15 protein-coding genes are annotated in these 13273 nt (G+C 45.3%); 3 read left to right on the top strand and 12 right to left on the bottom strand.

Annotation, left to right across the window (positions count from 1 at the left end):
* Window positions 1-7 precede the first annotated feature (7 nt).
* Window positions 8-418 carry a 6-pyruvoyl trahydropterin synthase family protein gene (locus P0M28_RS00690; RefSeq protein ID WP_302207427.1) on the bottom strand — a complete coding sequence of 137 codons (411 nt, stop codon included), beginning with the start codon at window positions 416-418 and terminating at the stop codon, window positions 8-10.
* A 234-nt stretch (window positions 419-652) separates the two neighbouring features.
* On the opposite strand from P0M28_RS00690, the gene P0M28_RS00695 reads away from it, so the two are divergent.
* Window positions 653-1054, top strand: a complete 402-nt coding sequence (locus P0M28_RS00695; RefSeq protein WP_302207429.1) for a DUF1987 domain-containing protein — start codon at window positions 653-655, stop codon at window positions 1052-1054.
* Between the two features lie 123 nt (window positions 1055-1177).
* Here the strand turns inward: P0M28_RS00695 and P0M28_RS00700 are convergent, their stop codons facing one another.
* Complete coding sequence (locus tag P0M28_RS00700) at window positions 1178-1624, bottom strand: DUF2147 domain-containing protein (protein WP_302207430.1); 447 nt, start codon at window positions 1622-1624, stop codon at window positions 1178-1180.
* Window positions 1625-1694: 70 nt separating this feature from the next.
* On the opposite strand from P0M28_RS00700, the gene pdeM reads away from it, so the two are divergent.
* A complete protein-coding gene (gene pdeM / locus P0M28_RS00705) occupies window positions 1695-2423 on the top strand; it encodes a ligase-associated DNA damage response endonuclease PdeM (protein WP_302207431.1) in 729 nt (242 codons plus the stop codon).
* 26 nt (window positions 2424-2449) lie between these two features.
* Here the strand turns inward: pdeM and P0M28_RS00710 are convergent, their stop codons facing one another.
* Window positions 2450-3037, bottom strand: coding sequence for a DUF6567 family protein (locus P0M28_RS00710; protein WP_302207432.1), 588 nt, complete (start codon window positions 3035-3037; stop codon window positions 2450-2452).
* A gap of 270 nt (window positions 3038-3307) precedes the next feature.
* On the opposite strand from P0M28_RS00710, the gene P0M28_RS00715 reads away from it, so the two are divergent.
* On the top strand, window positions 3308-4636 hold the full coding sequence (locus P0M28_RS00715) for a GntP family permease (RefSeq protein WP_302207433.1): 1329 nt from the start codon (window positions 3308-3310) through the stop codon (window positions 4634-4636).
* Here the strand turns inward: P0M28_RS00715 and P0M28_RS00720 are convergent.
* From P0M28_RS00720 to P0M28_RS00760, 9 genes are all read right to left on the bottom strand, one after another.
* Window positions 4629-5414: an SDR family NAD(P)-dependent oxidoreductase gene (locus P0M28_RS00720; protein WP_302207435.1), complete on the bottom strand. Its 786-nt coding sequence runs from the start codon at window positions 5412-5414 to the stop codon at window positions 4629-4631. The two genes, P0M28_RS00715 and P0M28_RS00720, sit on opposite strands and share 8 nt — an antisense overlap.
* A 24-nt stretch (window positions 5415-5438) precedes the next feature.
* Complete coding sequence (locus P0M28_RS00725; RefSeq protein ID WP_302207436.1) at window positions 5439-5807, bottom strand: phytanoyl-CoA dioxygenase family protein; 369 nt, start codon at window positions 5805-5807, stop codon at window positions 5439-5441.
* A gap of 21 nt (window positions 5808-5828) precedes the next feature.
* Window positions 5829-6194 (bottom strand): phytanoyl-CoA dioxygenase family protein, encoded by a 366-nt coding sequence (locus tag P0M28_RS00730; protein WP_302207437.1) that lies wholly within the window; start codon window positions 6192-6194, stop codon window positions 5829-5831.
* Between the two features lie 608 nt (window positions 6195-6802).
* Window positions 6803-9025: an alpha/beta hydrolase gene (locus P0M28_RS00735; protein WP_302207438.1), complete on the bottom strand. Its 2223-nt coding sequence runs from the start codon at window positions 9023-9025 to the stop codon at window positions 6803-6805.
* 24 nt (window positions 9026-9049) lie between these two features.
* Window positions 9050-9472, bottom strand: coding sequence for an iron-sulfur cluster assembly scaffold protein (locus P0M28_RS00740; RefSeq protein ID WP_302207439.1), 423 nt, complete (start codon window positions 9470-9472; stop codon window positions 9050-9052).
* Window positions 9469-10698 carry an aminotransferase class V-fold PLP-dependent enzyme gene (locus P0M28_RS00745; RefSeq protein WP_302207440.1) on the bottom strand — a complete coding sequence of 410 codons (1230 nt, stop codon included), beginning with the start codon at window positions 10696-10698 and terminating at the stop codon, window positions 9469-9471. Before P0M28_RS00745 ends, P0M28_RS00740 begins: the two co-directional genes overlap by 4 nt.
* A 118-nt stretch (window positions 10699-10816) precedes the next feature.
* Complete coding sequence (locus P0M28_RS00750; RefSeq protein WP_302207442.1) at window positions 10817-11419, bottom strand: HD domain-containing protein; 603 nt, start codon at window positions 11417-11419, stop codon at window positions 10817-10819.
* A gap of 104 nt (window positions 11420-11523) precedes the next feature.
* Window positions 11524-12612, bottom strand: a complete 1089-nt coding sequence (locus P0M28_RS00755; RefSeq protein WP_302207443.1) for a WD40 repeat domain-containing protein — start codon at window positions 12610-12612, stop codon at window positions 11524-11526.
* 92 nt (window positions 12613-12704) lie between these two features.
* Window positions 12705-13169, bottom strand: a complete 465-nt coding sequence (locus P0M28_RS00760) for a CBS domain-containing protein (protein WP_302207444.1) — start codon at window positions 13167-13169, stop codon at window positions 12705-12707.
* Window positions 13170-13273: the final 104 nt, after the last annotated feature.

Below are 13273 nucleotides of genomic sequence, written 5' to 3' on the forward strand. Positions count from 1 at the left end.
TCTTTAATTAAGCGGGGTATTCAACAAAATTTCTTTCTGTCTCAAATAGTACAACTTTTAAATCACATTCTTCATTTATCCGGGGACGGATTAGATTCCAGATTACTACCGCAATATTTTCGGCCGTAGGGTTTACCTTTCTGAATTCTTCAGTATCTAAGTTTAAATTCTTATGATCGAAGCGTGAAGTCACTTCTTCCCGAATTATATCTTTAAGCTTTTTCATATCGTACACATAGCCTGTCTGAGGATCGGGATAGCCACTTACCTTCACAATTAAATCATAATTATGTCCGTGGTAATTCGGTAGGTTACACTTTCCAAATACTTGCTCGTTTTGCTCATTAGACCACTCAGGATTATGAAGACGATGGGCGGCGTTGAAATGCTCTTTTCTACAGACTGTAACTTTATTCATAAAATATTCTTGAAGTTTTTTTGTTTAAGTTTTTGTTAGAAATAATTTAACACAGTAAAGGCAATGGATTAACGCGCTTATCTCTTAAAAGTTATCAGTTGGAAATATTATTAAAAAAAATTAGATTACTGTTTACGTTTTACCTTTTGCTTACACTAAGGATAAAAGATACGTAGTGGGTTTACGCTATGGCAACGTTTTTGTTCACTCCTATTCTATTATCCTATGCTTGTGATGACAAATCTATATATTCCTCGTACCACTAAGACCCCAGATATTTTTTTCGATCTGGAAATGGGGAACTTCGAGATTAAAGGACGATCTATACCCGAAAACTCGGTAGATTTTTATTCTCAGGTGATGCAGTGGCTAGATGAGTACGAGATAAACCCCAGCAATACTACCAACCTTAGCGTGAAGCTAGAGTATTTCAACACTTCTTCTTCCAAGTGCTTGATTGACATTTTCCGCCGTCTGGAGAAGCTGCACAACATTAGTACCCAAGTTGAAGTGCACTGGTACTACGAAACTGAAGACGACGATATGCGAGAATCCGGCGAAGATTTTCGTGATTTAGTTAGAATGCCCGTTATCCTCCACGAAATAGCTAATGACATTTCTGAGCAGATAAGTTGAGGCAGGGTGCAAATTTCTTTTCTTTCTTATCTCCCAACAAACTGATATGTTTTCTTCTAAACCACCCAACCTTATACTTCCTATCTTTTCATATTTTATATCTCACATCTCACATCTCATATTTCATTTTGCTCTTATCCACTTTTCTGAGCGGCCGACTAGCGAGATGCCAACGTAACCCCGTACTTCAAGTTCGTTGCCACCTTTTTTGAGGCGCATTAAGCAGCTGTAGGTTTTGCCTGATTCAGGATCGTAAATCTCACCGTCTTCGTATTCCCCCTCACCTTCATAGGTTAGATCTTCCAAAATATTAATTCCAACAATAGTGCGCTCTCGTAAACTTTCGTTGGGATTTCCTTTGTCAAGTATAGGAGTACCATCCGTATTTTCTGGCTCTTTCAACCATACTATTTTACCGCAGAAGGTATCACCGCAGGGGTAGACTTCTACTTTTCCTCGCTGGTCGGTCGTATACCAAGTACCCACCACCGCTTCCGCCGACTGAGCTAGAGAGACTGCATAAGCATTGAATGCTAAAAAAATTCCTATCAGGATTGATTTACTAATCATATGCGTTGTATTTTCAAGGTTTATTTAAAATAAATTGCTTGCAGGAATAATTGTTTTCTAGTTTATCCGAATGCCTAACACCGCCCCTACCCGCAAATTACCTACTCAAATCAGAATCAGCTTGCGGGAACAGCAACTTATCCTGTTACCCCAACGAGCTATCTGGTGGGAGGAGCAACGCTTTTTATTACTGGCTGACTTGCATTTAGGCAAAGCCGGACACTTCCGAAAAAATGGTTCACCCATTCCGGCAGCAGTTCACTGGCAAGACTTGGTGGTGCTAGGCACGCTCATCGAAACTTATCAACCCGAGAAAGTAGTGCTACTGGGCGACTTGTTCCATAGTGACCTAAATAATGAGTGGCTGGATTTTGCTCAGTGGATGCAGCAGTATCATCCGCTTCCGTTTGTGCTAGTGAAAGGCAACCACGACGTGCTACCCGATGCGGCTTATGACCTACCTCAACTAGAGGTAATTCCCGAGCAATGGCAAGTAGCCCCATTTCTATTTTCCCACAAACCCATTATTGAACCAAAAAACCAACGAGGTGGCTGGGCATTCCCATCATTGCCCAAGCCAGAGACTGATTTTTACAATCTGGCCGGGCATATTCATCCAGGAACTACGGTACGTTTGGGATTGGGACAGAGCCAGCGAATGCCCTGCTTTTTTTTCGGCTCAACAATAGGTTTACTTCCGGCCTTCGGGCAGTTTACGGGCTGTGTGCGAATGAACATCCAATCTCAATATCAGGTTTACGGGGTTGTAAGTGAGCGAAGTATTACTCGGGTAAGGTAGTAGTTAACCCAATAAGTTCTATCTGGTTAAGGGTTACTTGAAGGTGCCCCTTGGTTTGCCCTGAGTTTTTTCAAGGGTATGCTCTTGGTTCTGAATTTGCCTCTTAGGTCTATATATCCCACAATTGCCTTTCCCTTTTTGAGTACAATAATTTCGGCTTTCACTACCCGACTTTCAGTGTCATCAAAAAACTCAATGTCCTGCCCCAACACAAAACCGATATACTCCGAATTTGCCTCCTTCTTAAGCTCTGCCAGAAAATCAGAATCACCTGCCCCAACTACTTCGGCCGTGATGATTGCGGTAGTAGTATAGATTCCCGGAAAGTAGAAAGCATCCTTCATGTCTAGTGTGTAATTAGTAAAATATTGACCTTCCTCGAGAGGATATTTTGCAAGCAAATTCCTTCTAGCATCAGCAACTAAGGCATCCGTACTATTTCCGCCCAAAAACCAGAATCTGCTAACTTTTGCGTAGCCATGAACAATGTCCACAATGTTTGAGTCACTATCCATTTTGGTACCTTCGGTGAGTAGACCATGATGATAGGCGGTGCACGCGTTGAGTAGTAAAAATACTGATAGAGCCAGTTTAATTCTAAAAAAATACTTCATGATAAGGTTATGGTTAAGTGATTACTTAAATATAGTTAATATCGCTTGAGAAAGTCATCTATTTTGAAGTTTGGCGGGTGGAAAATCAGGCTTTTCCCCAAAGTTAACGAGGATTGTCAATCGCCTTGGGTAAGCAGACTCCAGCCAATTCGTTGCTTGGTTCACTTGAAATAGCGTATACTTTGGTTTTAAAGAAATAATCCGCTATTTACCAGATAAATTATATCGCTAACTGCTAACCACCAACTAACCGCTACCGAACCAACCTCTATGCTCACTATTCTGATTATTTTACTCACCCTGGCACTCATCATTGTTGCCATTATTAAGTTTGATATTCATCCGTTTCTGGCGTTGCTAGTCGGAGCCATTCTGTACGGATTATTAGCCGGAATGTCGCCTGAACTGATTGTGCAGTCTATCTCTGAGGGTTTTGGAGGGGTGTTGGGAAGTATTGGCTTACTGATTCTGCTAGGAGTGATTATTGGTACTTTTCTAGAGAAAACAAGTGGAGCATTTGTCATTGCCCAAAAAATACTGGCTTGGATCGGAGAGAAATCAGTGATGCTAGCCATGATGATCACGGGCTATATTTTGTCTATTCCGGTATTTGGGGACAGCACCTTCATCATGCTCAACCCCATTAACAAATCACTTTCATTTAAGGGTAAACTACCGTTTGCTGCCACCACTATCGCCCTAACAATGGGTATCACCGCGAGTCACTCGCTAGTCCCTCCTACCCCGGGGCCCATTGCTGCTGCCGGAATTTTAGATGCTGACTTAGGAATGGTTATCTTTTGGGGACTGATTATTAGCTTGTCCTCACTTATTCCTTGTTTCTTATATGCCAAATACGTTGCTTCCCGCATCAAGCTAACCCCTCAGTTTGCCGAAGAAGAAAAAACGACCCAAGAAAAGAAGTACCCCTCTCTCGGAAAATGTTTTTTGCCAATTATTGTTCCCCTCTTACTCATTGTTTTGAATTCTATTGCGAAGTATCCCACTCAGCCTTTTGGGGAGAATACTTTTACTACAATTCTGTCCTTTTTAGGTAGCCCCGTGATTGCGTTGTTGATCGGAGCGTTTCTTTCGTTTATGCTTCCGGCAAAATTTGATAAATCGCTACTATCAGCCAGCGGTTGGTTTGGTGAAGCAATCATTATTGCCGCTCCGGTCATTCTAATTACCGGAGCCGGAGGGGTTTTTGGTAAGATGCTACAGAACTCCGGCATTGCCGATTTGGTAAGTGATGGTATTAGCGGAGGTAATCTCAGCTTATTCTTACCTTTCGTGATGGCTCTGGCATTAAAGGGAGCCCAAGGCTCTTCTACGGTTGCTTTGGTTACTACCGCTTCTATCGTCGCTCCGCTGCTACCGTCTTTAGGATTAGATACGCCAACGCTTCGGGTGTTTACCGTACTGGCTACCGGAGCCGGGGCAACGGCACCCTCTCATGCCAACGACAGCTTTTTCTGGGCGATGACCCAGCTCACCGGAATGAATATTAAGCAAGGGTACCAATCGCATAGTGTAGGCACACTTATTCTGGCTACTACGGCAATTAGTCTCATTTTTCTGATTACTACCTTTATCTAGCCGTCCAACCCCCATCAACGGTCAGCATCGAGCCGACCATGTAACTGGCAGCATCGCTGGCGAGAAAGATAGCCGCTCCCTGAACCTCCTTTAGTTTGCCCCAGCGGCCTAAGGCGGTAGCCCCTACAATAAACTGCTTGGCTTCTTCGGTTTCGGCAATGGATACATTCATTTCGGTGAGAAAGGGACCAGGGCAAATAGCATTGACGTTGATGTTAAACGATGCCAGCTCCAGTGCCAAAGCACGAGTCATTTGCACCACTGCTCCTTTACTGGCGGTGTAGGGTGTTCGGTTGGCTAAACCCACTAGTCCTAGCGTACTCGCCAGATTGATAATACTACCCCGCTGCTGCTTTTTCATATAAGGTGTCACCGCCCGACAGCAAAGCCAGGTACCGGTAACATTCACGTCCATCACCTGCTTAAACTCACTCTCCGTCAACTCATCAATAGCTCCCCGAATATTAATTCCTGCGCTATTAATCAGAATGTCTATCCGCCCAAAAGCATCTAAGGCAGCCTGCGCCATTGCTTCGGTTTGATCTTTAACCGTTACATCAGCCGAGAAAAAGGTTGCTTTGGTTTCATATGTATCGTTGAGTTGTTTGGCAGCCTGTTCACCTTCCTCAGGGTTACGATTGACCAACATAACGTTGGCTCCGGCAGAGGTCAGTCCGGCTGCCATTGCAAAGCCCAGCCCTTTTGAACCTCCGGTAATGATAGCGGACCTTCCGCTCAAATCGAATTGACTAATTCCAGGAAGTTTTTTCTCACTCATTTTTGATTATTTTTTTGTAGAAACTCAGCGATTTGCCAGGGTAGCCCGCACCTCACAATTACCCGTATGATCGTAACCCTGCTCGCGCTCCAAAGCGATCATAGCCTTGGGACGAAAGTTGGTAATAAATACTCGGCGACGCAGATCAGTACTATTCCCCCTACTGTAGTGGAGGGTGCCACCGTGGTGCAGAACGCATTCACCCGGCTGAAGTTCTACCGCTACTCCTTCTTCCTCAGTAGCTTGACATTCCAGGGCACCACCACCTTTGCCCGCTGGTTGGTGCGGGCGCACTGGCTGAAGATGGGAGCCCGGCACATACCACATACAACCATTGTCCAGTCTAGCTTTGTCTAAGGATACCCAACAGCTCACCGCCCGCTTATCTGGCATATCAATCCAGTAGGCACAGTCCTAATGCCAGGGAGTTGGTGTATTAGAGAAAGGGGCTTTATCAATCAGCATATCAAAGTCCAGAGCCATATCGTCGCCCATCAATTGTTTGGCTAAAGCATCCGTTTTAAGGTGCAACGCCTTACTCAATAAATCCGGTAAAACACGGGAAGGTACTATAATCTGAGTAATACGCTCAGTAGCCGTGGACGTATTATCATTGGTGTGACCACCTAAATCCGAACGATAACGGCTGGCGTCAATCCGGTTAGATAGAAAATCTTCATAGAGGTTTTGATAATAAATTACCTCTTCATCGGTAAGGAGATTCGAGATTTTCAGATAACCGTTTTCCTCAAAGAATTGGCGTTGCTCAGGAGTAATCATTAGGTTATGTTTAGGTTTATAACAAAAATAGGGAGTACGGGTGATTTGATAAGTAGGAAAATGGTTAGTGAGCCTTTTGCGCTACCCTTCGGGTGAACGACTGTTTTGCAAAAAGTAAGGTATCCCGCGCCCCGGCGAAGATCAGATCGCCGAAGCGACTGCACGCACCCGGCGTTGGGCGGGGTTTCCTTCTTACGATGTGGAAGATTCCACGCCACGGTGGCTGGAATTCACCGAGCGTCGGGCGCAAAGTATTATCCGGCAAGGCAATACGCGAAATTGTCGTACACCCCCACCCTTCCTCTGTTGGAAATTTATAGTATAAGTTTTGTGGTTTGTATTGTTAGTGCTCTGCCAAGCCTAAAACTTTGGGTAAATTTTAAATACTGACAGAGTACTATCTCTGTTTCTTAAGAAGCAAAGGTTCTAGATAATTTTATGTGGTTACAGAAAAAGATCGCTTTACTGGCTGTGGGAGACCTTCGAAGTTTCGATCTCTGCTAAAAAGGCACTTCGTTACTCAAACCTTCTGAAGTCTTTTCCGATATTACCGACCGCCAACCACATAGATGCACTTAGAAGCCAACAGCACAAAAAATGGTGACAAATTACGGCTGACGGCTAAACCCGATATCATCAACTACCAAAACTCCTGAAGTATTCTGATCAAATACCAGGGAAATTGCACGAAGCTGCTGGACATCAAAGGCAGAACTATCTGTTTGAAACGATTCCAGTGGAAAATAAAAAGTTTCGGGTTGCACCTCCCATTCGGTTCCGATCATTTCTCGGTCTAGCAAAGCTAGTTTGGTGAAGCGGGTTTTAAGTCGGGGCGCAATAGGTTTAGTATCGCTAATACGCAACTGCGCGCTATGCCCATTTCGGTCGGTCAACTTAATGGTAGCATCGGGCGGTAGCTCTTCCCGAGCTTCCTCATCAGGCTGTTGGCTTTCTTTCTGGTTCAGCCACTGAGGGTTCCCCGATGCTAAGGTAATTACCATACTACCTAAACTATCTACATCTACTGAATCAGAAAACACCACCTTAAAGGAAGCCAGAGAGTCAGCATTAATGTCCTCTCCGTAATTCCAACCTAGTATTACTACATTATTTTCCTGACTGCCTTGGTCGCGGGTGCCCAGGTTTTCTTCCCGCCAAGTGGTCAAATTTTTTGCTTGAATAACTCCTTTATTGCCGGCTGTCGTCAAATTAATATCTTCTTCAAAATCCACCAAAATATCGGTCTGAGCACTCTGAAAGTGGGTGAGATAATAATTATCCGGAAGCCAGTCGCGCGCGGCAGCTATGTTTTTAAACAGGGGAAGGTATTGTTGATTTTGGTGTAGCGTTGCTTCAGCAAAAGCAGTGATGAACACCTGGGTGGCTTGCTGTTGCTCTTTACCCGATAGCAGGGGCGCGGTATTAAGTAGCCAGGCCATCGTTCCGCCAAAGTCAGTTCTTCCCCAGGTGGTATTAAACTGTCCGTGGTTGGCCCGGTGCAGATAAACTCCGGCCTTAAACGCTTTACTATCCAGGCTAAAAATCAGGCGACGGTAGGGTCGCATTCCCCAAAAGCTTACCTCGTCTGAGTCGTAGGAGCCTTGCAACGACAGATAACTAATGTCTTTTAGCGTGATTTGGCGATTGTAGCGATAATCAGTAGGAGCTAAGGTAACTATCCCTTTTATTCCGAAATTGAAGTCGAAAACTTCTTGGGCATCGTCAGGGAAGCGGGGCAGCTGGTTGAAGGCCGCCGCAATAGAAACAGCTTCACCACCCCGAGAATGACCCATCAGCAGCACCTTGTTCAAATCAGCTTTTCCGGCTAACGGATGCGTGGTCGTTTGATTCCAGCTTCGCCACTGTTCGAGGTGCTTGAGCAACAGCCATCCTCGTACCGGCATCTCTTTCCCCCGAAAATCCCCCGACCAGTGCCCATTAATAAAGTTCTCATCAACTGATACGGTGATAAAACCTCGCGAGGCTAATAGCTCACCCAAGTATCCGTAGCCATCATCCGAATAATCAAGCATGCTATGGTTGCCATGTACTACCAGAATAACCGGGAATGGCCCGGTACCTTCCGGCATATACACCCGTCCGTTCAGTGGAAAATTCGCTACCCCAAACCCCCAGTAGCGTTCCCGCCACTTTTTCTTCTTCCCTTTCCAGTCGGGCAGCAACCGGGAAGCATCTACTGTTTGAGTTTGGTAGACAACTCCTTCGGCATACTCTTGGCGTTGCTGATCGTGTCCGCTGCCGTAGGTAAACGTAATTACTTCATAGTTTCCTGGAGTGGTGGGATCAACCAACCCCTGGCTGCTTAGCGTAGCAACATTGGTTGAGGAAAAAAGCGGTGGCAGGTTTTCAGTAAAGGGATCGCGACCTTCTTGTTGTAGCCAGAAAAAGCTACCAGCCAAAAATACCAGGGTGACTGCGATACCCAACCAAGCCCAACTACTTTTAGGAGAGAGGGTGACTTGTTTAACGCTAAAATACAGCAGCATTGAAAATAGAATGGTTAGAAGTGCAGCAGGATAGAAGACCAAATCAGGCCAACGAAACGCGGTGAATTTCACCAGCACCAACGCAGCTATAGTTCCCAATACGGCAGCATTAAATTTCAACGGCAGTTTATTAACTAGCTTCCCTAATAGTCGAAAAAGAACATAAAACAGCCAAGCTGCCCCTGCCCCCAACGAAGCTCCAATAAGCATCATCAGTACCGGAGGAATAAACGTTTGAAAATGATAGCCCGCAGTGCCGGATACCACGGCGCATAAAATGAGAAAAAAAGGAAGCGGCGTGGCGGTAAAGAAGCGTTGACGCATGATAGGCAGTTTTGCAAAGAATTTTTAATTGGTATTCGTACGCTCTTTAAAATAATCGAGCAGAGCTTTCCAGGGAAGCGTGATACAGTCCATTCGTCCTTCAAAGTGCTTTAGGGCAGCCAGTACGGCTAACTCATCGTCTGGCACTGGCTCATCTTGAGCTAAGGCTTGCAGAAATTGTTGGCAATAATCGGCCATCTCAGCGTCAGACATTCCCTCAATTCGCTGAAGCAATACTGAGGTGGAAGCCTGAGAAATAGCGCAGCCAATTCCCTGAAAGTAGCCTTGCTGATCCCCACTAATTTGAATATGGTATTTGTCCCCACAAAAGGGGTTGTAAGCTAGCACTTCGTGCCTATGCTTTTCAATACTTTGAAAATGATAGGGATTGCGCTGATGAGGCACAATCTTTTCTTTAAATAGTTGCCTGAGTTCTTCCTTAGTCATGTCCAAAAAGATTTCATTGCCTGCATTGAACCAACTAATTTATCAATATCGGACGGAGTATTATAAATGGACAGCGAAACGCGCACGGTAGCGGGTACACCCAAATGGTCTAACAGTGGCTGAGTGCAGTGTTGCCCCGCTCGTACCGCAATATGGTCTTCATTCAGAAAACTAGCAATATCGTGCGGATGCATTCCGTCCAGGCTAAATGACAGAAGGCTGCTGCTCAGAGCTGGGTTTCCGAGCAACGAAAGCCCTTCAACGCTAGCTAGCTTCTGGCGGGCATCGTTGGTAAGCTGGTGGAGTTGCTTCACAAGGCTCGTTCGATCTAGTGTTTCAATGAAGCGGATGGCTTCGGCCAAACCAATTACTCCGGCTACGTTGGGGGTACCTGCTTCCAGAAGATACGGATAGGATAAGAACTCCGTCTCCTTCACGGTTACCGAACGGATAATTCCTCCGCCGTAGTTGTAGGGCTGTACCTGCCGATGGTAGCGTGGGTGCACGTATAAAATTCCTACTCCGAACGATCCAAACATTTTATGAGCAGAACATACCATAAAATCACAATCCAAATTTGTGAGATCAATTGGGTAAAGGGCTGCACTTTGCGCTGCATCTACCAGTACCGGAACTTCTCGTTGGTGGGCCGCTGCGATAATTTTCTCAACGGGGTTGATGGTACCCAGGGTGTTGGAAATATGCACCACGGCCACTATCGCGGTGCGAGCATCAATCAGCGTATCTAATTCGCTCAAATCAAGATCACCCAACTCGCTTACCGGAATTATGCGAAGCTCAGCACCATTAGCCTGACACAGCATTTGCCAAGGAATAAGATTGGCATGGTGTTCCATTAGGCTCACCACTACATTATCGCCGGGTTTGAGCGTTGCTTCAATAATGGAGCGAGCGACTATATTCACCGATTCGGTAGCTCCCTGCGTGAAGGCAATACAATTTTCTTGTGGAGCACGGAAAAATTTTGCCACCGCTGACCGAGCCGCTTCAAACTCTTGGGCAGCCCGAGCCGAAAGCCGATAGACTCCCCGACGGATGCTGGCATTCTCTCGCTGATGAAAGTTATTGACTCTATTGATGACCGACTGGGGTCGCTGAGTGGTAGCAGCATTATCCAAATAGACCAGTTCTGGGAATTCCGAGAAAATCGAAAACTGCTGTTTTATGTCAGTAGGATCGTTTAGTAACTTTTTGCTTTCTACCACAACCAATATTCTTTAATAACTGATGAGTAATGATTGATGAAGTTACTATTAGTCTCTAATCTTCCACCTTTTCCTTTCACTTCTCACCATTCATCAATCATTAATTGTTATACATTATTCATCGCACTTCTGCTTGGTGCTGAATAACAAACGTGATTAGCTCGGTGAGGTCAACTCCGGCTCGTTGGCTGGCATCTTGAATATCTTCCCGAGAAACCTGAGCAGCAAATGATTTATCTTTTAATCGCTTCTTCACACCTTTAGGCTGCATACCTTCGTAACCCGTAGGCCGCATTAGTGAGTAGGCATGAATGAGACCCGACAGTTCGTCGAAGGCATACAACATCTTATCCATCTTGCTTTTTGGCTCTACTCCGAAGTAGCTTGGCCCGTGGGAGGCAATTGCTCGGATTATGCTGGGAGCTACCTGTCGGTTTTCTAGTTCCTCAATAATTTTACGACAATGCTGGTCGGGCCACTGATCCCAATCGGCATCGTGCAGTAGTCCAGCTACCTCCCACTTTTGTTGCTCTTCCGGAGACACGTTCTCTTTCTCCTCAGCCCACGCTCTCATTAGGGTACCAACTTGGCGCATATGCCGTTTCAAGCTATCATTCTTTATCCAGTCATTTAATAATTCCTCCGCCTCTGCTTTGCTAGGTACGTTGTTTTCATTAGCCGGATTACCAAACTCCGTTCGGTTAAGAGATAGTAGATTCATAGAACAATAATTAATGGACGCTTAATCGTATGCAATGGACTATCATCCGTGGACTGTGGACTAATAACCAATTAGACAATTTAACCGTTGAGTCATTTAGTCTTTCACTTCGGCTTTAGGTCTCGATTATTCAGTTGTTGATCGGCTATCTCGTGGTAATTGCCTCGTTGTTGAGTATTCGATAGCATCATGTACAGCGATAGCAAGCCACTATCCTCGTGGGAGGTAAGCAGCAATCGTCCGTCGGCGGAGAAGTCCAGGTACTCAGTGCGAGGAGCGGGTAATTCGTAGGCTAGTTGCCCGTCGTTTAATCGGTAAAATGAGATTTTTAGCTGATGTCCACCCGTAGTCAAATACTGTCCGTCGCCGGTAAAAGCTACTGCTTCTACCCGCAAAGGTTCTTTAAAAGCATGAAGCAGCTCACCCGTTTCAACGTTAAAAACCCGAGCGGTGCTATCGAAGCTTCCTGTGGCAATCATGGTTTCGTCAGGTGATATCCGGACAGACTTGACCGAAGCAGCATGATCGCCATAGCTACGGATTACTTTTTGTTGAGCTACGTCAACCAGTTTGGCAAAACCTGTGTAAACTGTTTTACCCGTTTCAGCATCGGGGGTCTGGATATTCCCCCCCACTAGCAGCAGAGAATCGTTTTTAGTAAAATGAAGGGAGTTGATGGTAGAACCAGTGTTGATTTTGCCCAGCATCTCGTAACTACTAGCATCCCAAAGAAAAGCATCGCCTGCTTCGGAACCAGTAGCTAATATCTGCCCATTATGCGACCAAGTGATTCCGTCTAATCCACTGTCGTGTTCCCAGCTAGCAAGCTCTTTTCCAGTATCCACATCCCAAATTCGGACATAATAATCTTCTCCTCCGGTAGCAATTCGCTTACCATCGGGAGAAAAAACCACACACTCCACTTCTGATTCGTGAGCTGCTTCCCACAGTAATGCTCCGTCGGCAATACGCCATAGCATTACCTGATAACCAAACTTAGCACCAGATACGGCTAATCGGCCATCGGGAGAAATTTCGGCAGCTTCTACCGAACGAAGTACGGGTGAATAGTCAGCCACTCGGTGCCAGAGCGGAATAATTTCGGGTTGTTCACTGTTATAAATATTGGTTTGCCCGTAGCCATACGCTGAGAGCAGAAGAAAAGCCGAGAAAATGAAATGAAAGTATTTCACAGGTAAGAAGTTAGGTTAAACCAGTAAATTACGGATAATATTTATCCGAAAATAACCTTCTTCCTAAAAACATAAAACTTTGGAGGTTGCTTCTAGCGCCAGGTAGCGCTTTTTAGCTTTAAAACCGCCTTCATCACATCTTTTTGGCTTACTTGGCCGACCAGCTTTCCCTCCCTGAGTACGGGAAACCTTCGGATATGGCGATTCAGAAACATGTTGGCCGCTTCAAAAATATTGGTGTCAGCATTGATGCTCACCACTCTCGACGACATGTGATCACGGACTTTACCCGAAAAAATGGGGAGATTATCGTACTTTCCCTTTACCACTTCCTTGAGGCAGTCACCCTCCGAGATTACTCCAATCAGTTCTCGTTGCTCGTTCACTACCGGTGCCCCGGATATCCGCTTTGCCAGCAGAGTACGAACAACTTCTTGGATTGTCTGGTCGGGAGTGAAGGTTATGAGATGAGTAGCCATGTAATCAGCCACCACTAGAGAGGGTAATTTTGGAACAGTCGCTGTATCTTGAGCAATGCCCCGGTAACTTTTAACCATAGTAGTTTAAGATTGTTGGTTACTTAATGTAGTGATTTATAACCAATTAAACAAACACGCAAATCTAAGCTAGCGACAGAAGAGGTTTCCGGGCATTTGAATAT

Source organism: Tunicatimonas pelagia, assembly GCF_030506325.1.
Lineage (GTDB): Bacteria > Bacteroidota > Bacteroidia > Cytophagales > Cyclobacteriaceae > Tunicatimonas > Tunicatimonas pelagia.